Annotated in this window: 21 protein-coding genes, 3 pseudogenes and 1 other annotated feature; of the genes and pseudogenes, 8 read left to right on the forward strand and 16 right to left on the reverse strand. The window is 67.8% G+C overall.

Annotated features, from left to right (window positions below):
• Position 1 precedes the first annotated feature (1 nt).
• Complete coding sequence (locus QAD21_RS17005; RefSeq protein WP_137810923.1) at positions 2-901, forward strand: DUF6542 domain-containing protein; 900 nt, start codon at positions 2-4, stop codon at positions 899-901.
• Positions 902-904: 3 nt separating this feature from the next.
• Here QAD21_RS17005 and QAD21_RS17010 read toward each other — a convergent pair whose 3' ends face one another.
• From QAD21_RS17010 to QAD21_RS17035, 6 genes and pseudogenes are all read right to left on the reverse strand, one after another.
• Positions 905-1,489 carry a nucleosidase gene (locus QAD21_RS17010; protein WP_137810924.1) on the reverse strand — a complete coding sequence of 195 codons (585 nt, stop codon included), beginning with the start codon at positions 1,487-1,489 and terminating at the stop codon, positions 905-907.
• Positions 1,490-1,509: 20 nt separating this feature from the next.
• Positions 1,510-2,306, reverse strand: a pseudogene (locus QAD21_RS17015) (fructosamine kinase family protein).
• On the reverse strand, positions 2,303-3,226 hold the full coding sequence (locus QAD21_RS17020) for an SDR family oxidoreductase (RefSeq protein WP_137810926.1): 924 nt from the start codon (positions 3,224-3,226) through the stop codon (positions 2,303-2,305). The pseudogene QAD21_RS17015 and the gene QAD21_RS17020 overlap by 4 nt, the downstream one beginning before the upstream one ends.
• Before the next feature lie 83 nt (positions 3,227-3,309).
• A complete protein-coding gene (locus QAD21_RS17025) occupies positions 3,310-4,332 on the reverse strand; it encodes an N-acetylmuramoyl-L-alanine amidase (protein WP_137810933.1) in 1,023 nt (340 codons plus the stop codon).
• Between the two features lie 197 nt (positions 4,333-4,529).
• Complete coding sequence (locus QAD21_RS17030; protein ID WP_065631072.1) at positions 4,530-5,588, reverse strand: GTP-binding protein; 1,059 nt, start codon at positions 5,586-5,588, stop codon at positions 4,530-4,532.
• Positions 5,588-6,445 carry a rhodanese-related sulfurtransferase gene (locus QAD21_RS17035; protein ID WP_065631073.1) on the reverse strand — a complete coding sequence of 286 codons (858 nt, stop codon included), beginning with the start codon at positions 6,443-6,445 and terminating at the stop codon, positions 5,588-5,590. The genes QAD21_RS17030 and QAD21_RS17035 overlap by 1 nt, the downstream gene beginning before the upstream one ends.
• Positions 6,446-6,641: 196 nt before the next feature.
• Here QAD21_RS17035 and QAD21_RS17040 point away from each other — a divergent pair, with 196 nt between their 5' ends.
• The 3 genes and pseudogenes from QAD21_RS17040 (at position 6,642) to QAD21_RS17050 (ending at position 9,015) form a co-directional block, all read left to right on the forward strand.
• On the forward strand, positions 6,642-7,268 hold the full coding sequence (locus QAD21_RS17040; protein WP_249357904.1) for a hypothetical protein: 627 nt from the start codon (positions 6,642-6,644) through the stop codon (positions 7,266-7,268).
• Between the two features lie 265 nt (positions 7,269-7,533).
• The gene (locus QAD21_RS17045; RefSeq protein WP_058252466.1) at positions 7,534-7,878 is read left to right on the forward strand and encodes an Lsr2 family protein; all 345 of its coding nucleotides are present in this window, start codon (positions 7,534-7,536) and stop codon (positions 7,876-7,878) included.
• 91 nt (positions 7,879-7,969) lie between these two features.
• Positions 7,970-9,015: pseudogene (locus QAD21_RS17050) on the forward strand (PHP domain-containing protein).
• Between the two features lie 37 nt (positions 9,016-9,052).
• Here the strand turns inward: QAD21_RS17050 and QAD21_RS17055 are convergent.
• The 5 genes from QAD21_RS17055 to QAD21_RS17075 form a co-directional block, all read right to left on the reverse strand.
• The gene (locus tag QAD21_RS17055) at positions 9,053-10,147 is read right to left on the reverse strand and encodes an LLM class flavin-dependent oxidoreductase (protein WP_137810928.1); all 1,095 of its coding nucleotides are present in this window, start codon (positions 10,145-10,147) and stop codon (positions 9,053-9,055) included.
• A gap of 24 nt (positions 10,148-10,171) precedes the next feature.
• Positions 10,172-11,245: an ABC transporter substrate-binding protein gene (locus tag QAD21_RS17060; RefSeq protein WP_137810929.1), complete on the reverse strand. Its 1,074-nt coding sequence runs from the start codon at positions 11,243-11,245 to the stop codon at positions 10,172-10,174.
• Positions 11,246-11,277: 32 nt separating this feature from the next.
• Complete coding sequence (locus QAD21_RS17065) at positions 11,278-12,066, reverse strand: ABC transporter ATP-binding protein (RefSeq protein ID WP_137810930.1); 789 nt, start codon at positions 12,064-12,066, stop codon at positions 11,278-11,280.
• A gap of 40 nt (positions 12,067-12,106) precedes the next feature.
• Complete coding sequence (locus QAD21_RS17070; RefSeq protein WP_226514266.1) at positions 12,107-12,850, reverse strand: ABC transporter permease; 744 nt, start codon at positions 12,848-12,850, stop codon at positions 12,107-12,109.
• 113 nt (positions 12,851-12,963) lie between these two features.
• Complete coding sequence (locus QAD21_RS17075) at positions 12,964-13,560, reverse strand: DUF1707 domain-containing protein (protein ID WP_249356563.1); 597 nt, start codon at positions 13,558-13,560, stop codon at positions 12,964-12,966.
• On the opposite strand from QAD21_RS17075, the gene QAD21_RS17080 reads away from it, so the two are divergent.
• Positions 13,559-14,841 (forward strand): IS3 family transposase gene (locus QAD21_RS17080; RefSeq protein ID WP_226513891.1). Its coding sequence is split into 2 segments (ribosomal slippage): positions 13,559-13,847 and positions 13,847-14,841, totalling 1,284 coding nucleotides; the frame shifts between segments, so codons are not numbered across the junction. The genes QAD21_RS17075 and QAD21_RS17080 overlap by 2 nt on opposite strands.
• Positions 13,837-13,965, forward strand: a sequence feature (AL1L pseudoknot). It overlaps the preceding gene by 129 nt.
• A 30-nt stretch (positions 14,842-14,871) precedes the next feature.
• Here QAD21_RS17080 and QAD21_RS17085 read toward each other — a convergent pair.
• Together QAD21_RS17085 and QAD21_RS17090 are read right to left on the reverse strand one after the other, a co-directional pair.
• A pseudogene (locus QAD21_RS17085) lies at positions 14,872-15,048 on the reverse strand (DUF1707 domain-containing protein); the annotation flags it as partial.
• Positions 15,049-15,189: 141 nt separating this feature from the next.
• The gene (locus tag QAD21_RS17090) at positions 15,190-15,630 is read right to left on the reverse strand and encodes a serine hydrolase domain-containing protein (RefSeq protein WP_226513743.1); all 441 of its coding nucleotides are present in this window, start codon (positions 15,628-15,630) and stop codon (positions 15,190-15,192) included.
• Positions 15,631-15,877: 247 nt separating this feature from the next.
• Between QAD21_RS17090 and ygiD the strand changes: the two genes are divergently transcribed.
• Positions 15,878-16,753: a 4,5-DOPA dioxygenase extradiol gene (gene ygiD, locus QAD21_RS17095; RefSeq protein ID WP_137811014.1), complete on the forward strand. Its 876-nt coding sequence runs from the start codon at positions 15,878-15,880 to the stop codon at positions 16,751-16,753.
• Between the two features lie 3 nt (positions 16,754-16,756).
• On the opposite strand, the gene QAD21_RS17100 is transcribed toward ygiD, so the two are convergent.
• Positions 16,757-17,242: an SRPBCC domain-containing protein gene (locus QAD21_RS17100; RefSeq protein WP_137811013.1), complete on the reverse strand. Its 486-nt coding sequence runs from the start codon at positions 17,240-17,242 to the stop codon at positions 16,757-16,759.
• Between the two features lie 3 nt (positions 17,243-17,245).
• Positions 17,246-17,617 (reverse strand): metalloregulator ArsR/SmtB family transcription factor, encoded by a 372-nt coding sequence (locus tag QAD21_RS17105; RefSeq protein ID WP_137811012.1) that lies wholly within the window; start codon positions 17,615-17,617, stop codon positions 17,246-17,248.
• Between the two features lie 169 nt (positions 17,618-17,786).
• Between QAD21_RS17105 and QAD21_RS17110 the strand changes: the two genes are divergently transcribed.
• Complete coding sequence (locus QAD21_RS17110) at positions 17,787-19,157, forward strand: LLM class flavin-dependent oxidoreductase (RefSeq protein ID WP_137811011.1); 1,371 nt, start codon at positions 17,787-17,789, stop codon at positions 19,155-19,157.
• Between the two features lie 6 nt (positions 19,158-19,163).
• Here QAD21_RS17110 and QAD21_RS17115 read toward each other — a convergent pair whose 3' ends face one another.
• Positions 19,164-20,825, reverse strand: a complete 1,662-nt coding sequence (locus tag QAD21_RS17115) for an ABC-F family ATP-binding cassette domain-containing protein (protein WP_137811010.1) — start codon at positions 20,823-20,825, stop codon at positions 19,164-19,166.
• A 115-nt stretch (positions 20,826-20,940) separates the two neighbouring features.
• Between QAD21_RS17115 and QAD21_RS17120 the strand changes: the two genes are divergently transcribed.
• Positions 20,941-22,140: an FAD/NAD(P)-binding oxidoreductase gene (locus QAD21_RS17120; RefSeq protein WP_137811009.1), complete on the forward strand. Its 1,200-nt coding sequence runs from the start codon at positions 20,941-20,943 to the stop codon at positions 22,138-22,140.
• Positions 22,141-22,236 lie beyond the last annotated feature (96 nt).

Here is a 22,236-nt window from a genome sequence, read left to right on the forward strand (position 1 = left end):
TGTGCCTTCCCCGCAACGTCTCCAAACCGCGGTACCACTGGACCAGCAGTCGGTACTGCCCGCGGTCCGCGGTGTGCCGTGGTGGGGCGCCGTTCTCCTGGCCACCGGGATCACGGGCCTCGGTGCGGCCATCGACGCCGGCAGCAACGATTCGCTGGGGTCGATCTACAAGTTCTGCTACCTCGTCGGATGTGTGATCGCCGCGCTGGCGGTGCGTCGTCGTGCCCTGTTCACCGCCGCCGCGCAGCCCCCGCTCATCGCCTTCTTCGTCAGCATCGTCACGCTGTACGGCCTCAATTCCGAGCAGGCGTCGTCGGGGCTGAAGAGCCTCGTCTTCAATGTCCTGCTCCCCATCGCGGCGGACTTCCCCTGGATGTTGACGACGTTCCTCGTGACCCTGGGGATCGTGCTCGCCCGATGGTTCCTGACCCGCGAGGCCGCCGAGCCGGCGAAACGCCGGGCCCCGAGTCGCGACAAGGCGGGCCGGACGCCCCCGAGCAGGTCCGCGGCCGGGAGCGGCGACGCCGACCGGCCCTCGGGCCGCGCGGCAACGCATCGTCGCGCCAAGGGAGCCGGTTCGTCCGGAACCGCCACCGAGCCCCCGTCGGCGTCTCCCGAGAAGAACCGATCGGCAGCGCAGTCCTCCTCGACCAAGGCCGCGCCGGGATCGCGGGCGAAACCGCGTTCGACCGGCGCTCCGGACCGGCCGTCCGCGACGTCCCGCTCGGCGACGAAGGGTTCTCGTACCGCAACGGGCGCACGGCGACCGACGGTCGCCGACCTCGCGGCCCCCGACCTCACGCCGTCGGACGCCACGCCCGCGCCGCGACGCCCGGACATCCCGACGTACGAGTCGGCAACCGACATCCCCCCGGCCGGAGTCGCCGACACGCGGTCCTGAGCCTCAGCTCGCGACGTTGCGTTCCAGCCAACGCCCCAGCCGACGCGCTGCGGCGTCCACGAGCGCGGGCCACTCCATCGCACCCTCGTCCGCGTTGTCGGTGACCGCCTTGATCAGGCGGCAGGGCACGCCGAACTCAGCACTCACGTGGGCGACCGCGCATCCCTCCATGTCGACGAGGTGGGCATGCTGGGCGAGTTCGCGCCGACGAACCGGATCCGCGACGAAGGTGTCCCCGGACGCCAACACCGTTCCGTCGCCGCCGGGTAGCTCCCAGCGGTCGGTCATCTCGTAACCCATCGCCCGTAGTTCGGTGCTGCTGATGTCGTGCTCGAGCACGGCCGACGGGAGGAACAGACCCAACTCGGCGTCGCCGCTCACACCGTCGCGCAGGGCCCCCGCGGTACCGATGTTGATGACCTCGGAGACCGGCGCCCCGCCGGCGAGTTCCCGGCTCAGCGCCATCGTCGCGCGCACCTTGCCGATGCCCGTCACGAGCACCCGCATCCCGGGCGGCACATGTCTGGCCTCGGCCCGCGTCGCCGAGACGACGAGGACACCGGGTCGGGGCAGCGCGTTGTGAGTCACGCCGACGATTATGGCGTGTGTCAGCCGCGGGCGAGCGCGGCGGACGCCCGCGCCGCGCGGCCCAGCGACGAGCCGTATCCGGGTCCGTGGCCGGCCGCGTGCACGGCGAGCGGATGCAGTTGGTGGACGTCGACGCGCTCCTGCCAGCCGGGGACGAGCGGGTGCGCGTCTCGATAGCCGTCGAGGACCGCATCGAGGTGCGGGCACCCGAACAATGCGAGCATCGCCAGATCGGTCTCCCGATGACCGCCGTGCGCAGCCGGGTCGATCATCACCACGCCCCGCGGAGTCCACATCACATTCCCGTTCCAGAGGTCGCCGTGGATGCGTGCCGGCCCCTCGTCGTCGTCGAACACGCCGTCCGCGATCAGGGCACATGCGTCGCGGACCGCGTCCTCGTCCTCGGTCGTGAGGTTCCCGGCCGCGCGTGCCGGGGCCAGATACGGTTCCACCCGTTCCCGGACATAGAACTCACCCCACGACCGGTATTCGACCGAGCTCAACTCTCGGCGACCGATGAACAGCTGACCGGAGAACGGTGTTCCGTCCGCGTCAGCAGGCGGGGAACCGAACTGCGGGGCGCCCCGTCGTGCATCCGAGCGAGCGCGACCCCGAACTCCCGTGCCGCTCCGGGCGATGGCCGACCGCGTTCGAGACGTTCGAGTTCGATGGCGTCTTCGCTCACCGAGATCACCTGTACGACAGGCGCTCCCGACGCCGACAGCCAGCGCAACCCGGCGGCTTCGGCCGCGAAGAAGTCAGGATGACCGCCCCGCGGGCCGCTCTGGCGCAGCGTCTTGGTGAAGGCGGGACTCACCGGGAGGAATGCTCGTCGGTCGCCGTCGCCTCGAGACTCTTCGCACTCACTCGCGCGAGCCGGTCGAAACGATCGTTGGCGACTCGCATCGCGATCTCATACGGCAGTGCGAACTTTCGCGCCCACCAGTACCCGAACCGGATGTCGAACGAGGTGTAGACCATGAAGCGGTTCTTGCGAATCCCGGTCAGGATCGCCGCCGCCGCCACGTCGGGCGACACCGCGACCTTGTGAAATCCGTTGATGGCGGCCTTGACCCGCGGGTTCTCGCGGTCGATGCCGACGATCTCCACGGAGTCGACCAGTGGCGTGTCCACCCCGCCGGGGCATACCAGGGACACCCCGATCCCGTGACGCCGCAGATCGAATCGAAGAACCTCCGACACGCCCCGCAGCCCGAACTTGCTGGCGCTGTATGCGGCGTGCCAGGGCAGCGCCAGCAGTCCGGCGGCCGAGGAGACGTTCACGATGTGTCCACCGCGCCCCCGTCGGATCATCTGCGGCACAAAGCTTTCGATGATGTGGATCGGCCCCATCAGGTTGACGTCGACCAGCTTCCGCCAGTGCCGGTGTTCGAGATCCTCCACCGTTCCCCACGCCGAGATCCCGGCGATGTTCATCACCACGTCCATGACGCCGACCTCGGCGTCCACCTGGCGGGCGAACCCGGCCACCCAGTCGAAGTCCGAGACGTCCCCGGCCACGTGGTAGAGGACCGTTCCGTCGGCCGCGGTGATGGCCGCGACGACCTCGTCGAGCTGATCCGCGTGCAGGTCGGTGAGCACCAGTTCGGCGCCCCGGGCGGCGGCGGCCTGGGCGGTGGCCCTGCCGATTCCGCTCGCCGCGCCGGTGATGAGGACCTTGCGGCCACGCAGCGACGGCACCGGGGTGTCCATGAACAGCAGCTCTTTGAGACCCATGACGCGAGGTTAGCCGTCCGCCGCGGCGGACCTCAGCCAATCGACGGATCGCCCACGCCGGATCGGGCCGCGCGCCGGCGACGTCAGCCGATCGGCAGTTTCCCGTCGAAGAGCGCGTAGACGATGGTCAGCATCGCCTTGAGCACTTGTGCGGACACGTCCTGGCCCTGGGTCATCAGCAGCCGCGCCACGGCTTCGGGGTCCTCGGTGGCGAGGAGCTGCTCGACGAAGGGGATGACCGAGGACAGTCCGCTGGCGTCGTCCGTCGGCACCGACGGCGCCGGGCCCGCTCCGGTCGCGGCGTTCCCGTTGACGTAGTTCAGGATTCCGTCGGTGATCGCCATGGCGTACTTGACCTGACCGTCCCGGCCGGCAAGCGCCTTGGCCTCACCGGGGTTGGCGAGGTTGCCCATCTCGATGAACACCGCCGGGACCTTGGTCAGGTTCACCGCGGCGATGTCGGGACGGGTCTGGATCCCGTCGCGGACGCCGGCGTAGTTCGCCGAGGGGAACCCGGCCTTGACGAAGGCGTCGCGCATCGTGGTCGAGGCCTTGCGTCCCTCGCCGGACTGCACGCGGTCGACGGTGGCATCCGGGACCGGCAGCGACGGCACGATCATGTGGAAGCCCTTCTTGGACTCGTCGGCTCCCCGCGCCGTCGAGTCGGCATGCAGGCTGACCGCGACCGCGGCTCCGGAGCGACTGGCCGCGGCGGCGCGTTCGTCCACACAACCGCCCCACCCGGTGTCGTCCGGCCTGCTCAGGACCACACGAGCCCCCTGGCTCTCGAGGCCGGCCTTCACGAGTTGCCCGATCTGCCAGTTGACCGTGTGCTCCTTGGCGCCGTTCACACCGGACGCACCGCTGGTCTGGCAGTCCTTCTTGCCACCGCGCCCGTCCGGCACCTGTGCCCTGAGGTCGTGACCGGCGGCCGAGGCCTGGTGACCGGGGTCGAGGAAGATCGTCTTCCCCGCCAGTGCCGTCCCGCGGGCGGGGGCCGCTTCGGCGGGTGCCGCGACCACGTTCGAGGCGACCGCCATCGACGTGGCGGCCACCATGGCGAAGCCGATCGTGGCAAGGCGTTGGGCTGTCGTCTTTCGGAACATTGCGCTGTCGAGGCCGCGACGCGCCGAGGCGCTGGTCACTTGCCTCACTCCCTCCCGTTGAGTACCACTGGTCACACTGGTCACAGACATAACAGTGAAACAAACGAATGCGGGATTCCGAAATGGTCGTCCTGGGAGAACGGCATTTCGTTAGGGAGCTGTGACCTCTCCGATCGGCGTGTCGAGCGTGTCGCGGGTCAGTCCGTCAGGTGCCGCAGGATTCCGAGGATGCCGTTCTCGTCCGCAGCGTCCTCCGGTCGGGCGACGGCGGCCTCCAGCTCGGCGCGCACGGCCGCCTCGTCGAGACCGCGCCCGATCGCGACGAGTTCGGTGGCCGGACGCCGCCCTTCCCAGGATTCGCGCATCACGCGCACGAAGCCGCCGACTCCGTGCACGACGAACCGCTGCCGATGCCTCGGTACGTCGAAATGGACGATTCCCTTGATCCGGAAACACCCATTGGGCGGACGTTCGAGAAATCGCGCCAGGCGCCGCGGATCCATCGGCCGGTCACTGGAGAACGACACCGACTCGTATTCAGCGTGCAGATGCTCGTGGTCAGCGTGACCCGCGTCGTCGAGCAGCAACTCGTCGAAAGCCATCTGGCCGGACCGAGCCTGCGCGACGTCGCGCTGAACGACATCGAACAGGAGCGCCGGATCGATCGCGGCATTCCGGGTCGCCACCCGCGGTGCGGTCGCATTGAGTTGTGCGACAAGCTCTTCGACGACGCGCCGGGACTCATCCGGGATCAGGTCGACCTTGTTGACGAGCACGAGGTCGGCGATCGCGACGTGCGAGTCCAGCTCCGGATGCGTACCGCGCACCTCCTCGACGTGCGCGGCGTCGACCACATAGACCAGTCCGCCGTAGCGGAGTCGGGCGTCCGCCACCGACGTCACCATCCGGATGAGCGCTTTGGGTTCGGCGATCCCGCTCGCCTCGATCACGATGGCGTCGATCCCAGCGCTCGGACGAACCAGCGAGGTGAGCGCGTTCGCGAGGCCGTCGGCGTCGACGGTGCAGCACATGCACCCGTTCCCGAGGCTCACCGTGCCGTCCGCCTGCGCCGAGACGAGCAGCGCGTCGATGTTCACCTTGCCGAAGTCGTTGACCAGCACGCCCAGACGGGTGCCGGTGCGCCCGGCAGACCGCAACAGATGATTGAGCAGTGTCGTCTTTCCCGAACCCAGATACCCGGCCACCACGACGACCGGAACCGGACCGCGGCGATCGGGGGTCTTCGCAGCGCTCATCACCGGCGGCCGGGTTCCAGACAGTCCGCACAGATCACGGCGAGGTCGCGGCCGTCCCGATCGGGGTGATTGGCGACATTGCTCGTCGGACGACGGCATTCGACGCAGCGGCCGAGCACCTCCGCGTGGTCGGAGAACTCCACGCCCATGCGGTCGTCGAAGACGTAGAGCGAACCCTGCCAGAGCCCGTCGTCGCCGTACCGCTCGCCGTAACGCACGATGCCACCGTCGAGCTGGTAGACCTCGGCGAACCCGCGGTTCCGCATCACCGTGCTGAGGACCTCGCAGCGCACGCCGCCCGTGCAGTACGTGACGATCGGCCGGTCCTTGAGGTGATCGAACGCGCCGCTCTCGATCAACGGCACGAAGTCCCGGGTGGTGCGCGCCTTGGTCGTGACCGCGCCGGCGAATCGCCCGACCTCGGCCTCGATCTCGTTGCGCCCGTCGAAGAAGACCACGTCGTCGCCGCGGGCGTCCACGAGCTCGTGCACCTGCTCCGGACTCAGCCGGGTTCCGGTGCCGACGACCCCGTTCTCGTCGACCTCGATCTCGTCCGGAACCCCGAAGGTCACGATCTCGGGCCGGACGCGCACGCTCAACCGCGGGAAGTCCCGGCCCGTGCCGTCGGACCATTTGATGTCCGCCCCCGCGAACCCGGGGTACGCGCGGGTCGTCCTGACGTAGCGTTTGACCGCGGCGATGTCGCCACCGACGGTGCTGTTGATCCCGTGGCGTGACACGATGATCCTGCCCCGGACCCCGAGCGACTCGCACACCGCCAGCTGCCACAACCGGATGGCCTCGGGATCGGGCAGCGGAACGAAGACGTAGAACAGGACGATCTTGGGGGTCGGCACAGTGCAAGGGTACGGAAATCGGCGACCCCGCCCCGAATCCACATCACGGTCCCGCGACCGCCGATTCCTGCGCGTGATCTGCGCAACCGCGGCAATCGGGACTCTGACCGTTTCGGTCGCACTCGCCGGATGCTCCCTGCCGTCGGACTCCGGCCCGTCCCGAATCGTCATTCCGCCCACCGACGAGTTGTCGACGGTGACCGAAATCGAGTCCTCGTCGACGACATCGACCACCGGCGAGGACTCGGCGCGGAATCTGCCCGACTGGACAATCGGGCGAGTCGTCGCAGTGGCACCACGCGTCGACAACTCGCGTTTCCACCAGGGCTCGGTGACGGAGGATTCGCCGCTGCAGGACTCGTCCGGTTTCCATTTCTCGACGCCGGATCGGGCGGTGAATTGCTCGACCGGTACCAACGGTTCGTCGGCCCTCGCCTGTCGGATCGATGAGGATGCGGACGACGATTCCTCGGCGGAACGTCCGTCGTCCGCGTCGGGCGCCTGCGACTGGGCTCGGGATTACGCCGTCCTGGGACCGGATGGACCGCAGCGCGGTGCGTGCGCCAATCGATATCCCGTTCTGTATCGCAGTTCGATTGTCGACTTCGGTCGCACTATTTCGATATCGCGATTTTCTTGTCTCGTTGAGACCGTCGGTATGTTCTGTCTCGAATCGCGTTCTCAATCAGGATTCGCAATCACCCCGAACGGTTACCAAACCATCTATGCAGCGGATCGGGCACCCGAAGCGTTGGTGAGCGTGTCACCGGAGGAATCGGACGAATCGTCCCGGCGGACGACCGGGGCAGTGCCCACGAGCTAGCGCACACCTACTTCGAACCGGACCGCCACTGCGCGTAACCCGCCGTCGACACCAGCGTGGATCCGACTGGTTAACAAACGGCCGTGTCTCGACTTCCCTAACGCTATTCAATGATTTATGGTCTAGGCGGGGGTTCTCAGCAAGTACTCATGGTTTGGGTCTAAGCTGTGCACAGTTGGAATAGATCAAAACGGGGGGACGCAGGTTTTCAGGCCTTGCACGTCCGTCTTGGTCGGATGACACAATTCGAGGGGACAAGCAATTCATGGCGAAAAAGGAAATCGTTCAGGTCATCGACGATCTCGACGGTAAGGTGCTGGATCAGTACGAAACCGTCCGGTGGTCACTCGATGGAAAGAACTACGAGTTCGACACTTCGTCGAAGCACGCGCAGCAATTCCGCGATTCGCTGTCGAAGTACCTCGACATCTCCCGCCAGACCGGTCGCGTGACCAAGCGCACCGCAACGGCGTCGACTGCGACCGGGGGCGGACGCAACAAGGAGACCACCAAGGCGATTCGCGAGTGGGCCATCCGCGAAGGTTACGAACTGAGTGATCGCGGTCGCATCCCGCAGAGCATCATCGAGGCCTTCGAAGCCGCACACTGATCGGTCAGACCTGACCGTCATCACACATGAGACCTGTTGCCCGGCCGCCTTTCGCGTGCCGGGCAACAGGCGTTGAAAGGGCTGTTCGCCGATGAGGCCCCTGACCCCGCTGTCGGCTCCGGTGGACCCGATTCGCGCACTCGAGCGCATCTCGTGGCTGCTCGAGCGTCGCCGGGAGAGCACGTACCGCGTGGAGGCCTTCCGCCGCGCCGGGCAGGCGGCCGCCGGACTCGACCCGTCCGAGCTACACGCACGGGCTGTCGCCGGCACTCTCACCGCGATCAAGGGAATCGGCAAGACCACCGCGGCGGTCATCGCCGAGGCCGCCGACGGTGAGCTACCGGGGTACCTCGCACGTTTGCAGGGCGAAGATCCACCCCTCGCCCCCGACGGCGCCGAGGGCCTCGTGGAGGCCGTTGTCGGCGACCTGCACGCCCACACCGACTGGAGCGACGGCGGGGCGCCCATCGACGAGATGGCCGCGGCTGCGGAGGCCTCCGGCCACGACTGGCTCGCGATCACCGACCACTCGCCGCGCCTCACGGTCGCGAACGGACTGAGCCCGGAACGGCTCGCCGCCCAGATCGAGGCGATCGACAACTGGAACACCGGTCACAGCAGCAACTTTCGTCTCTTCCGTGGAATCGAGATCGACATCCTCGACGACGGCACGCTCGATCAGACCGACGAGATGATCGCCCGACTCGACGTCGTGACCGCATCCGTGCACTCAAATCTGCGCATGGCGCACGACGCCATGACCGACCGGCTCATCGCCGCGGTCTCCGATCCACGGGTGCACGTCCTCGGCCACTGCACAGGCCGGCGAGTGCTGAGCGGCCGGGGCCACCGCCCACCCTCGACCTTCGACGCCGAGGCCGTGTTCGCCGCCTGCGCGGCCCACGACACCATCGTGGAGATCAACTCCCGTCCGGAGCGGTCGACCCGCCCGACGAACTGATCGAGATCGCCGACGACGCGGGCTGCCTGTTCGCGATCGACTCCGACGCCCACGCACCCGGGCAACTCGACTTCAAGATCCTCGGCGCGCGGCGGGCCGTCGACCACGGCATCGACCCCGACCGGATCGTCACGACATGGTCGTCGGACCGGTTGTCGGAGTGGCTCGCCCGCTGACCTGTCCCGCTGGGCCCGAGCGGCCCAGAACGTGCTGTCAGCTCAGGGCGTCGACGCGGTCTCGGATCACCGGCAGCACGCCTTCGGCGAACCAGTGCGCTTCCTCGATGTGCGGATAGCCCGACAGGATGAAGTGGGAGAAGCCCTCGGATTCGTACTCGCCGATCAGCGCCGCGACCTCGTCGTAGCTGCCGACGAGCGCGGTGCCGGCTCCCCCACGGATGAGCCCGACCCCCGCCCACAAGCCGGGATGGATCTCGAGCGCATCGCGACGTCCGCCGTGGAGTTCGGCCATCCGGCGCTGACCGGTCGAGTCCGAGACCGAGTGCAGGGCGAACGCGGTCTCGATCTCTTCGTCGGAGATCCCCTGCAGCAGTGTGTCGGCGACCCGCCACGCCTCCTCGGAGGTCTCGCGGGCGATGACATGCAGCCGCACACCGTATTCGAGCGACCGGCCGACCGTCTCTGCGCGTCGCGCCACCTCCGCGATCTTCTCTCCGGCCACCGCCGGCGGCTCGCCCCACGTGAGGTAGACCTGGGCACGCGAGGCCGCAACGGTCAGTGCCGGGTCCGACGACCCGCCGAAGTAGATCCGCGGTGGATCGGTCGGCGGATCCGCGAGGAACGCCCCGGCGATCCGGTAGAACTCTCCGTCGAAGTCGACGGTCTCACCGGACCAGAGCCGGTCGACGATCTGCACGAACTCGTCGGTGCGCGCGTAACGGCGGTCGTGGTCGACCCAGTCACCGAACCGGCGTTGCTCGACCTCGTCACCGCCGGTCACGATGTTGACCGCGATCCGTCCACCCGAGAATCGCTGGAGCGTCGCCGCCTGCTGTGCGGCCAGGGTCGGCGAGATCAGCCCGGGGCGGAATGCGACGAGGAAGGTCAACTGCTCGGTGTGGGTGATCGCGGCGGCCGTGGTCAGCCACGCGTCCTCGCACCAGGTTCCGGTCGGGGTCAGGACACTCTCGTAGCCGAGCCGATCGGCGGTGCGTGCGACATCGATCAGGTACGGCAGGTCTGGCGCACGGTAACCCGGAGGGTGCCGTTTCGTCGCCGATGCATGTGAGGCTCCGACAATCCCGCGGCTGTCACCGGCGGTCGGCAGAAACCAATGGAAATGGCTCATGGGCGTGGTCCCTTTCTCGCACCTCTAGGACTGGGGCGTGCCGAACAGCGGTGCCAGGGCCTCGTCGTAGCGGTTGTCGACGAACGTCGCGAAGTCGACCTGCCCCTGGAGTTGCCCGGAGTCGGCGAAGGCGTCGGCGAGCTCCTGCTCCGACGCCACGACGCTGTCGTCGAGTGCGATCGCGGGTCGGAGGCTGCGGCCCTGGGCGATCGCGCCGGCCCGCGGGTCGATCCCGACCTCGGCGGAGTACTGCTCGGCCCACTCTTCCGGGTTGGCCTTGGCCCAGTTGGCGGCCCGCGCGATCCCGAGCGCCAGTTCCCGTACTGCGGTGTTGCGACGCGGGTCGGCAAGCGCCTCGTCGCCCGCGATCCCGAAACCGTAACCGTTCGATACGCCTTCGGCCGTGACGAGCGTCTTCGGGTTGTTCTCGAGCTGGACGATCGCGGTGTACGGGTCCCAGATCGCCCATGCGTCGACGTTCCCGGAGGTGAACGCCGACAACGCATCCGCGGGCTGCAGGAAGACCGGCTCGACGTCCTTGCCGGGCCCCAGGGTCAGATTCACCTTGTTCAGTTGCAGCAGCAGATGTCCGTGGGCCGAGCTGCCCTTCGCCACGGCGACCTTCTTGCCCCTGAGGTCGGCGACCGAGGCCAGTGACGACGTTCCCGGGATCAGGATCGCGTCGCCGCTGGCGTTGTTCGCGTACCCGGTGACGATCTTGACCTTCGCGTTCGCCGCGGCGCCGAAGATGGGCGGCGTGTTCCCGGTGACCGCGAAGTCGATCTTGCCTGCGGTGGCGGCCTCGATCTGCGGCGGGCCGGAGGTGAAGGTGGAGAATTCGATGGTGAACGGGAGCTTCTCGAGTTCGCCCGAGGCGCGCAGTAGGGCTTCGGTGCCGCCCTTCTGGTCTCCGACTCGGAGGGTCAGGTCCTGCAGTGAGGCGACGTCGACCGTCTCGTTCGCGATCGATTCGGCGGTGTCCTCCCGCTGCACACAGCCCGCGAGGCCCAGGGTCAGGGCGGCGGTGGCCAGCACGGCGGCGAGCACGCGGCGCCGTCGGGGCCGGGATGCGCGCACGGAAAGATGGTGGTGTGTCATCGAGATCGGCTTTCGGTCAGGGAACGGGAGGGTCAGCGCGCCGAATCGGTGACGCCGAGTGCGGTCAGCAATTCGGCTCGCAGGCGCGGGATCTCGGAGTCGGGATCATCGGCGTCGCCGGTCTGACGTGGACGGGGCACGGTGAGGTCTTCGACGATCTCGCCACCGGCCAGGACGACGACGCGGTCGGCCAGCCGCAACGCCTCGTCGACGTCGTGGGTGACGAGGAGTGCACCGAACCCGTTGTCGCGCCACAGCGAGATGAGCAGTTCGTGCATCGTGCGCCGAGTGAGGGCGTCGAGTGCGCCGAACGGCTCGTCGAGCAGCAGCAGTTGCGGACGGGCCACGAGCGCACGGGCGAGCGAGACCCGTTGCGCCTGACCACCCGAGAGTTGCGCGGGCCACGCAGCCGTCTTGTCGCTCAGGCCGACCTCGCCGAGGGTGCGGCACGCGCGTTCGCGGGCCTGTGACTTGCCGACCTTCTCGCGCACGAGGCCGAAGGCGACGTTCTGTAAGACGGTGCGCCAGGGGAAGAGTCGCGGCTCCTGGAAGGACACCGCCGGGTGACCGGCGGTCCGGACGCTGCCCGACTCGGTCTGCGACAGGCCCGCCAGCAGGCGAAGCAGCGTCGACTTGCCACTGCCGCTGCGTCCGATGAGCGCGACGATCTCGTGCGCCCCGACCCGTAGGGTCACGTCCCGCAACACGAGATTGTCCCCGTAGCTCAGGCTTGCGTTCTCGACTTCCGCGGCGTATCCGGCGGGGTCGACCAGGTCGTCGGGGGACGGGACCTCGAGATCTCGGGTGGCGATGGCGGTCATGGTCGGGCCTCCTGGACTCGGGATGTGCGGGTTGGGGGCGTCACCGGTTCTGGTATCGGGTCGTGTAGCGCTCCAGCGCGCGCACGATGGCGTCGGTGATCAAACCCATTGCGGCGTAGACGATCAGGCCGAAGAAGATGATGTCGGTGCGCAGGAAGTCGCGCGCGTTGTTGATCAGGTATCCCAGCCCGGACGTGGCCGCGATCTGCTCGGCGACGATGAGGCTGAGCCATGCGATCGCCAGGGCCTGGCGCAGACCGACCAGGATCTGCGGCATGGCACCCGGGATGATGAGATCGCGGATGGTGGTGAGCCGCGAGAAGCCCAGCACGCGAGCGCTTTCCACCAGGCGGCCGTCGATCTGGCGAATCGCGGCGGAGGTGTTCAGGTAGAGGGGGAACAGCGCGCCGAGGGACACGAGCAGCACCTTGGGCATCTCGCCGATGCCGAACCACAGGATGAACAACGGGATCAGACCGAAGAGCGGAAGTGCGCGTATAGCCTGCATGTTCGGGTCGATGGCCGAGTCGGCGAACTTGCTCAGGCCGACCAGCAAGCCCAGACCGATCCCGACCGCGACGCCGATCGTCAGTCCGATCGCGACCCGCTGCGCCGACGCCGCGATCGCGTCGAGGAGTTGTCCGTTGTTCAGGACCTCCCACCCGGCCTCGGCGATCAGCGACGGTGCGGGCAGCTTGTCCTGCGGGATGATCCCCAGTGCGCTGCCCACCTGCCAGAGCACGAGAACGGCGATGGGTGACAGCGCGCGCAGGATGGTGTGCAGCCGGGACGACCGGTCCGCCTTGGCCGATGGGGAGTCGGACGACCCCGGGTCCACCGCCCGCGGATCGCCGGGCGCGCTGATACTGAGTGTTCGGTCGGCCACGTGCGGCAACGTTACGAATCGGGAAACACTCGCGACACCGTTGAGTTCAGCGTGAGCACAAGTAGGCCACCCGCCCAGCGTTCGCGTAACGGCGAGCGGTCAGCCCCGGTCGATACGGTTCGGTGCGTCAGCTCCGTTTGATGACGATGCCGGTTCATTCCCGACGCCGAACCCGTCAGCTCGATCACCGGTCCGCCCGGACGCGTCGGTGCGCCGGCCTTGTCCTTCACCTTCGACCATCCGGAGAGTTGCAGGTCGCCGTACCTTATCTCCTGATCGGGGCCGATCCGGAGCTTCACCGTGGTGATGGAGACCTGCAGCTGCAGGATCGTCGACGGGCCGGGGAACGTCGCATGGGTGAAGTCCATGTCGACGGTGCCCATGCTGCCGGTGACCAGCGTCGACGGCGGAACATGCCACGTGCCCTTGCGTCGAACCGTCTCCCACTCGGCCGCGAGGTGCACGGGCCCGGTCGAAGGGACGGCGACGGCCGGGGTCGCGGCTACGGCCTGGCCCGGCTCGTTGAACAGGCGACCGGCGTTCGGCAGGTGTTCTGAACCGCCCCGGGTCTGTCGGAGGCTCTCGAACCTGTGAAGGATGGAGAGCATGGCAGCACCACGCAAGTACAGTGAGGAACTCAAGGACCGGGCCACCCGGATGGCATGTGAAGCGCGACAAGATCCCGATTCGTCGAGAGGTGCGATCAAGCGGATCGCCGATCAGCTCGGAGTCCATCCCGAGGCGTTGCGCAATTGGGTTCGTCAGGCCGAGATCGACGGCGGGGTCCGCCCGGGCACCACGAGTGAGGACGCTGACCGCATCGCGGCGTTGGAGCGGGAGAACCGTGAACTGCGGCGAGCGAACACGATCTTGAAGCAGGCTTCGGCTTTCTTTGCGGCGGAGATCGACCGCCCACAGCGCTGATCGTGGAGTTCGTCGCGGCTCACCGCGATGAACACGGAGTCGATCCGATCTGTGCGGCATTGCGCGATACGTCCGCCCAGATCGCTCCGTCCACGGTACGAGCCCACCTGAGCCCCCAGAAGACCGAGGCGCCTCGTGTGGTGCGTGACCGGGAGCTCCTTACCCAGGTCCGCGCGGTGCATGCCGACAACCTCGGCGTCTACGGTGCCCGCAAGGTGCATGCCCAATTGCGCAGACAGGGCCATAGTGTTGCCCGCTGCACCGTCGAGCGATTGATGAAAGCCGATGGGCTGCAAGGGATAGCGAGACTCAAGACACGCAAGACCACGCGCAGCGAGGGAGCTGAAACACCCCGGCCGGCTGACCGGGTCAACCGTCAGTTCACCGCGGCGGCACCGAACGCGTTGTGGGTGGCGGACCTGACCTACATCCGCACCCACTCGGGCTGGGTGTACGCGGCGTTCGTCCTGGACGTGTTCTCGCGGATGGTCGTCGGCTGGCAGGTCTCGACCACCATGCACACCGACCTCGCCCTCGACGCCCTGAACATGGGATTGTGGGCACGGTCGCGTGCCGGCCACGACGTGGCCGGGCTGATCCACCACTCCGACCGCGGAGTGCAATACCGAGCCATCCGCTACACCGAACGACTGGCCGAAGCCGAAGCGGTGACATCTGTTGGCTCCAAAGGGGATTCATACGACAACGCGATGGCTGAGGCGTTCAACTCGCTGTTCAAAGCCGAATGCATCCGTAACCCCGTGATGCGCCCGCGAGGCGGCTGGGCAGGTGTGGGCGAGGTCGAGATCGCCGTCGCTGAGTACGTCGAATGGTTCAACCACCGCCGCCTGCACGGCGAGATCGGACACGTCCCACCCGTCGAGTACGAGAGCGCCTACTGGTCGACCCACACCGTCACCAGCTACCGTGAGAACCCGGTCCCCGCAAACGCTGGAACCAACTAACCGAGCCTCCAGCAAACCCGGGGCGATTCATTCCAGGACGGCTCGCAGGTCCGCGCGGGTCTTGGCGGCGTACACCAGACCGGACCGCTCCTCGAACTCCGCGATCTCCAGATATCCGGACGAGAAGGCATCATTGAGGAGAGTCACGGCCCGCTCGCGTTCCGGGTTTCCGACCCGTAGATCGTCGTCGGGGAGGCGGTCGACCATACCTGCCACCTTATGGCACCCGCGCTGAGTGGGTTTTCGCAGCACGACGGCCGGGGCTCGCGGCGGCGTCAGTTCCGCGGGATCGGTGGCGCGGCGTCGGGTGCCATCAGTGCGCCGATCTGCGCGAAGATCTGGTTGGTGTCATAGCCCTCGGCCGAGCGCATAGTTCCAGTTCGTCCCCGGCGCGTAGAGCAGCGGCTCGTTCACCGCGTAGGACAACATCTCGTCGGTCGTCCACGCCTTGAACGGGTTCGTCAACTCCTCGATCTCGAACGCGTCGTTGCCGAGCACATAGTCCTGGTACCCCGACGTCATCGTCGCCAGTTGCCGGAGGGTGACCCGGTCGCTGTTGGGGATCTGGGGCACCCATGTCGCGATGATGTCGTCGAGGGCGACCGCCTTCTCGTCGACGAGTTGCAACAGCACCGCCGCGACGTAGGCGATGGCGACCGACCCGTTGCGGAAGTGCATGTCCGCGGTGGCGGGTACACCGGTCTGCGACTCGCCGAACGCCTTGGTGGTCACCTCCTGGCCGTCGTCGGTGACACGCACGATCACCGACTTGAGGTGTTGGGACTCCATCAGTCCTTCGACGATCTACTCGATCTGCGCCGCCTGCTGCGGGTTGGACGACGACGCCTACGAGGACGCGGGTTCGGCACCGCCCCCGGTGCCGCACGCCGCCAGAACGATCGCGAGGACCGCGGCAATCAGCATTGACCAGCGCTTGTGCATTGTCGAATTTTCACGGGCGCCGAACCCCTGTCGGCGACTTCGTCGATTCCGGAGTAGCGTCGACTCCGTCCGCAATCGGCCGGAGGAGGCGACGATGTCAGCGGTAGACGCGACGAGCTCGGGGACGATGCCGGTCGCGTTCATCGGTCACGGCAACCCGATGAACGCCCTGGAGCGCAACAAGTACACCGAGGCCTGGGCCGCTCTGGGTGCATCGGTGCCGAAACCGCGAGCGATCCTGGTGATCTCGGCGCACTGGTACACCAACGCCACCGCCGTGACGGCGATGCCACGGCCGCGGACCATCCACGACTTCTACGGTTTCCCGCAGGACCTCTTCGACGTGGAGTACCCTGCCCCGGGCGACCCGGATGTCGCCGACATGGTCTCCGATGTCGTCAAACCCACGTGGTGCGGTCACGACGTCGACAGCTGGGGTATCGACCACGGGACGTGGTCGGTGCTGGTGCACACGTTCCCGGATGCGTCCGTACCCGTACTCCAGTTGTCGCTCAACGCTTTCAAGGACTACGAGCACCACTACGAACTGGGCCGCCGGCTCGCCCCGCTCCGCGACCAGGGTGTGCTGATCATCGGCAGCGGCAACATCGTGCACAACCTACGCGCGGTCGACTTCGCGAAGCCCGACAGCGGATTCGACTGGGCCCACCGGTTCGACGACGCGGCCCGAGAGGTGTTGCTGGACAAGCCGTCGAGTGTGCTGAGTCTGGACGGACATCCCGACTTCGACAAGTCCGTGCCGACCCCGGACCACTATCTACCGATGCTGTACATCGCCGGACTCGCCGGAGACGCCCCGCTGGATCTGCTCGTGGACGGCCATGCCGCCGGGTCGATCTCGATGGCCGCCTACACGCACGGGCTGGACGTCGAGCCCACGGGGTCCGGCGCCGGTGGCCCGGCCGCCGAACTGCCCGAGGGGTTTCCGACGCTCAACTCGAACCTGTGACCCTCAGGCCGCGAGGAACTCGTCGATCTGGTTGACCGCCGACGACGCACCTTCGACGACTCCCATGTCGAGCACCTTCTGCAACGCCTCGGCCGAGTCGTAGGTGCTGATGAAGGTGGCGACGGTCTTACCGTCCGTCTCGGTGAATGCGTAGGAATTGCGGGATTCGGGCATGTCGGTGATCGGGTTGAGGTCCCCGTCGGCAAAGCCGTCCAGGAAGGTGAAGCCGGTGGGCTCGTCCACCGATTCGACTTTCCAGTAGCCGCCGAACTTCTCGCCCTCGGGACTGGTCATGTAGTACGTGACCTTGCCACCCGGGCGCAGGTCGTGGTCGACGACGGTCGCCGGATAGGTGGGCGGGCCCCAGATCTTCTCGAGCTGACGCGGATCGGCGTAGATCTGCCACACCCGTTCGATCGGGGCCGCGAACTCGGCGTTGATGGTGATCGTCCGGGCGTCCAGGTCGGGTGTCACATCGATGACAGGCATTGTTCATTCCTCCGGTGTGGTTGTGGGTGAGGGTGATTCGAGCGTGAGCAGATCGTCGATGCGGGCGATACGACCACGCCACACCGCTTCGAGCTCGGTGAGCATCGAGGCCACCGAACGCACTGCCGCGACATCGCCGCTGGCCAGCTGCTCGCGTCCGGAACGACGCTTGGTGAGCAGACCGACCTTCTCCAGGACGGCGACGTGCTTCTGTACCGCCGCGAAGCTCATGTCGTATTTCGCGGCGAGCACCGAGACCGAGTGTTCGCCGGCGAGCACGCGTCGCAGGATGTCACGACGGGTGCGGTCCGACAGCGCGTGGAACAGGGCGTCGGCCCGGTCCTCGTCTGTCGGTTCGCCTACGTTCTCGGCCACGCCTCAAACATACAACCAATTGGTTGTATGTCAAGGGTCTGTTGCGATCACGGCGGGCTCAACCCTCGCCCTCGGCGTTCGGCGCGCCTTGACTTGTCCCGATCACCTCCCTGCCCGTGGCGGCACCTCCCCGACTCGCTCCGGCGACCCAGACCGAAGGACATCATCCGTGACCCGTCAGCTCCACCTCGGTGGTTTCTTGATCGCCTCCCCCGTCACCCATTCGCACGCCGCATGGCGTCATCCCGGGTCGGAGACCGACTACTTCGGGCCAGACCACTACCACCGGGTCGGCCGCATCCTCGAACGCGGCAAGTTCGACTTCGCCTTCTTCGCCGACCTGCTCGCCGCACCGGTCCGGTTCGGCGGCGACCAGTCCGAACCCTTCCGGCGCGGCACCCAGGCCGCGGCGACGATCGATCCGAGCCTGGTCGCGGCGAGCATCGCCGCCGTCACCACCCGGCTCGGCATCGCGGTCACCAAGTCCACCACCTACTTTCACCCCTACGAACTCGCGCGCGTCTTCGGTTCCCTCGATCACCTCACCCGTGGACGGATCGCGTGGAACATCGTGACGTCGCTGTCGCAGGCCGAGGCGCAGAACTTCGGCTTCGACGACCACGTCGGACACGACGAGCGGTACGTGCGCGCCGAGGAGTTCGTCAGCACGGCGATCAAGCTGTGGTCGAGCTGGGATGCCGACGCCGTCACCGCCGACAAGGAGTCCGGCGTCTGGGCGGATCCGTCGAAGATCCACACCGTCGACCACGAAGGCACGCACTACCGCACGCGGGGTCCGCTGAACCAGCCCCGCTCACCGCAGCATCGCCCGGTACTCATCCAGGCGGGATCGTCGAACACCGGCAAGGACTTCGCCGCGCGGTGGGCCGAGGCGATCTTCGAGATCGACCCGACCCCGGAGGGACGCCGGGCCTACTACGACGACGTGAAGTCGCGGGCGGTGAACTTCGGCCGAAATCCCGACCACGTCAACATCTTCCCGTCGTTCATCCCGTTCATCGGCGAGACCGAGTCGATCGCCCGGGAGAAGCAGGCGTTCCACAACGAACTCGCCGATCCGATCTCCGGCCTGATCACGCTGTCGGTTCACACCGACCACGACTTCTCCGCCTACGATCTCGACGCTCCCGTCGAAGACGTCCAGGTGAGCGGAACACAGGGGCTGTTCGACGTCGCCCGACGCCTCTCCGAGCGGGACAGTCTCACCCTCCGCGACATCGGCAAGCTCTACGCCCAGGGAGTCCTGCTGCCGCAGTTCGTCGGCACGGCCGCCGATGTCGCGGACCATATCGAGGAGTCCTTCACCGGCGGTGAGGCCGACGGGTTCATCGTGTCGAGTGCGCAGACCCCGGGCACCTTCAACGACTTCGTGGACTACGTGGTCCCAGAGCTGCAGCGCCGCGGCCTGTTCCGCACGGAGTACGAGGGCACGACCCTGCGCGAGCACCTCGGGCTCGGGAGCGCCGAGGAGGATCTGCCGGCGGACGTGCGTGGGGTAGACACCCGGCTCGCGGGCTGAGAGATCTCAGCGCTCGCTGAACCGGCCGCCGTCGACGTCCCAGTGCCGGTCGACGCGCACGTTCTGCAGCATGCGCCGATCGTGGGTCACGAGAAGCACTGCGCCGTCGTAGGAATTGAGGGCGGACTCGAGTTGCTCGATGGCCGGCAGGTCGAGGTGGTTGGTCGGCTCGTCGAGGACGAGGACATTGGTGCCCCGCGCCTGCAGCAGGGCGAGTCCGGCCCGCGTGCGTTCGCCGGGTGACAGCTCTCCGACCGGCCGGTCCACGTGATCGGCCCGCAGCCCGAACTTGGCGAGCAACGTTCGCACGTCCGCGGTGGAGTATTCGGGGACCAGCGCTTCGAACCGTTCGGCCAGCGGCCGGGGACCGGTGAACAGGCCACGCGCCTGGTCGATCTCGCCGATCGCGACGTTGGCACCGAGTCGCGCGGTCCCCTCGTCGGGTACGACGCGACCGAGTAGTAGCCGCAGCAGCGTCGTCTTGCCGGCACCGTTGTGGCCCGTGATGCCGATGCGTTCGCCGGCGTTCACCTGTAACGACACCGGGCCCAGCACGAAATCCCCCTGTCGCACAACCGCTTCATTGAGGGTGGCGACCACCGAGCTGGAGCGCGGCGCGGACCCGATGGTGAACTCGAGAACCCATTCCTTGCGCGGTTCGGCGACCTCGTCGAGCCGAGCGATCCGGCTCTCCATCTGCCGGACCTTCTGCGCCTGCTTCTCACTGGACTCGGTGGCGGCGCGACGTCGAATCTTGTCGTTGTCCGGCGCTTTCCGGATGGCATTGCGGACACCCTGACTCGACCACTCACGCTGGGTCCGAGCGCGTGCGACGAGGTCGGCCTTCTTGGCCGCGAACTCCTCGTACTCCTCGCGACGGTGACGGCGGGCGACGGCACGCTCCTCGAGGTAGCTCTCGTAGCCGCCGCCGTACACGGTGTTGGTGTGCTGCGCGAGGTCGAGTTCGAGCACCCGGGTGACGCTGCGCGCGAGGAACTCTCGATCGTGACTGACCAGGACGACGCCGCCCCGCATGCCGGCCACGACCTCCTCCAGGCGCGCGAGACCGTCGAGATCGAGGTCGTTGGTCGGTTCGTCGAGGAGCACGATGTCGAACCGCGAGCACAGCAGCGCGGCGAGCCCGACCCGGGCGGCCTGGCCGCCGGACAGATCCGCCATCAGGGTGGCGTCCGGGTCGATGACGCCGTCGCCGAGCCCGAGGTCGGCGAGGACCGCGGGCAACCGCTCGTCGAGATCGGCCGCCCCGGTGGCCAACCAGTGGTCGAGCGCGGCCGCATACGTCTCGGCCGGATCTCCCGGCGCCGCGGCGTCGGGGTCGGCCAACGCGTCCGCCGCCGCGTCCATCGCCGCCGTCGCCGCCGCGCACCCCGTCCGGCGGGCGACGTACGCGCGCACCACCTCACCGGGAACCCGTTCGTGCTCCTGCGGCAACCATCCGACGAAAGCGTCGGACGGTGCACGGGTCACCGTCCCCTCCAGGGGCGCGAGATCACCGGCGAGTACCCGCAGCAGCGTCGTCTTCCCGGCACCGTTGGCACCGACCACGCCGATCACGTCGCCGGGTGCCACCGTGAGATCGAGGTGGTCGAAGAGGACGCGGTGGGCATATCCCCCGGCGACGTCCTTGGCGACGAGCGTGGCGGTCATCGGTCCATGGTCGCACCAAGCGCCCGGACCACGAGGACCCGGCCGAGGCGGCCCCGGCACCCGGCACAGCCGGCTCCCCCGGTTTTCCCGACCGCCCGGCCGGGTATTGACCCGCATGACCTCATCTCGCGAGACCCGACACTTCGACGTCGTCATCGTCGGCGGCGGAAACGCCGGCCTCAGCGCGGCGGCGCGACTGCTGCGTCTGGGCGTCACCGATGTCGCGGTGATCGAACCGCAGGCCGTCCACACCTACCGCCCACTGCTCTCCTACGTCGGCGGAGGTCAGGCGACACTGCAGGACGCCGAGCGCACGCAGCGATCGGTGACGCCGGACGGGGTGACGTGGCTGCGCGACACCGCCGTCGTCGTCGACGCGGGAAAGCGGACAATCCGCTGCGCCTCGGGCGCCGACATCGGCTACCGGGACCTCGTCCTGGCCGTCGGACTAGTACCGGATCACGACGCGATGCCGGGGATCGAACTCGCGATCGCCGACCCGGCGGTGGCCAGCAATTATCTCGACCGGGCCGAACAGACCTGGGATCTCGTCACCTCGATGCCACGGGGTGGGCGAGCGGTGTTCACCGTCCCGCGTCCGCCGGTCAGCTGCACCGGGACCACACTCAAACCACTGTTCCTGGCCGCCGCCCACTGGCGGCGTCGAGGAATCCTCGAGTCGCTCGACATCACCTTGACCGTAGACCGGCCCCATCTGCTCGGCGTCGATGCCCTCGACGCCCGCCTCTTGGAGTGCCTCGACGAACTCGGCGTCCGCGTGCTGCTCGACAGTTCGGTACGACTACATCCGGTCGATCGCCGGGTCACCGTGGTCACCGGCTCGGCCACCCAGGACGTGCACTACGACATGCTGCACCTCGTCCCGCCCTTCCGAGGCGCCGACCTGGTGACCGACTCGGGCTTGGCCGGCGCCCGCGGCCGGGGGCTCGTCGACATCGATCCCCACACGCTGCGTCACCGCACCCATCCGTCCATCTGGGGAGCCGGTGACGGCGCCGCGATCGCGACCGACCCGTCGGGCGGCGGGTTGCGACGGCAGATCTCGGTGCTCGCCGACAACATCGCGGCCGCGCGGGCCGGCGAGGAACTCACCGCCTACGACGGGTACACCGTCGCTCCGATCGCGACGGACGCACATCATCTCATCGCCGCCGAGTTCGACCGCGACGGGACCATCACGTCGTCGTTGCCGTCGGTCATCGACCCGCTCAAACCGCGCCGGAGTGCGTGGGCCTTCGACCGATATGCCCTCCCGCGCCTGTACTGGAACGCGATCCTGCGAGGGCGGGTGTGAGTCCGCGTCGAGACCTGTGACCGGTTCGGAATCGAGAAGCCCCTAGACCCGCCGCACTACCGTGAGAGCTGCCTCGGCCCCGAGGCCGTCGACCGC

The organism is Gordonia sp. SMJS1 (assembly GCF_029866425.1).
In the GTDB taxonomy this organism is placed as follows: Bacteria; Actinomycetota; Actinomycetes; order Mycobacteriales; family Mycobacteriaceae; genus Gordonia; species Gordonia hongkongensis.

Bases quoted from the DNA above. Each gene is read 5' to 3' on its own strand.
- ygiD (WP_137811014.1), top strand. From the start codon at position 15,878: ATGTCAGCGGTAGACGCGACGAGCTCGGGGACGATGCCGGTCGCGTTC.
- QAD21_RS17020 (WP_137810926.1), bottom strand. From the start codon at position 3,226: ATGGGTCTCAAAGAGCTGCTGTTCATGGACACCCCGGTGCCGTCGCTG.
- QAD21_RS17075 (WP_249356563.1), bottom strand. From the start codon at position 13,560: ATGCTCTCCATCCTTCACAGGTTCGAGAGCCTCCGACAGACCCGGGGC.
- QAD21_RS17045 (WP_058252466.1), top strand. From the start codon at position 7,534: ATGGCGAAAAAGGAAATCGTTCAGGTCATCGACGATCTCGACGGTAAG.
- QAD21_RS17120 (WP_137811009.1), top strand. From the start codon at position 20,941: ATGACCTCATCTCGCGAGACCCGACACTTCGACGTCGTCATCGTCGGC.
- QAD21_RS17055 (WP_137810928.1), bottom strand. From the start codon at position 10,147: ATGAGCCATTTCCATTGGTTTCTGCCGACCGCCGGTGACAGCCGCGGG.
- QAD21_RS17025 (WP_137810933.1), bottom strand. From the start codon at position 4,332: ATGTTCCGAAAGACGACAGCCCAACGCCTTGCCACGATCGGCTTCGCC.
- QAD21_RS17060 (WP_137810929.1), bottom strand. From the start codon at position 11,245: ATGACACACCACCATCTTTCCGTGCGCGCATCCCGGCCCCGACGGCGC.
- QAD21_RS17090 (WP_226513743.1), bottom strand. From the start codon at position 15,630: ATGGAGTCCCAACACCTCAAGTCGGTGATCGTGCGTGTCACCGACGAC.
- QAD21_RS17065 (WP_137810930.1), bottom strand. From the start codon at position 12,066: ATGACCGCCATCGCCACCCGAGATCTCGAGGTCCCGTCCCCCGACGAC.
- QAD21_RS17100 (WP_137811013.1), bottom strand. From the start codon at position 17,242: ATGCCTGTCATCGATGTGACACCCGACCTGGACGCCCGGACGATCACC.
- QAD21_RS17115 (WP_137811010.1), bottom strand. From the start codon at position 20,825: ATGACCGCCACGCTCGTCGCCAAGGACGTCGCCGGGGGATATGCCCAC.
- QAD21_RS17030 (WP_065631072.1), bottom strand. From the start codon at position 5,588: ATGAGCGCTGCGAAGACCCCCGATCGCCGCGGTCCGGTTCCGGTCGTC.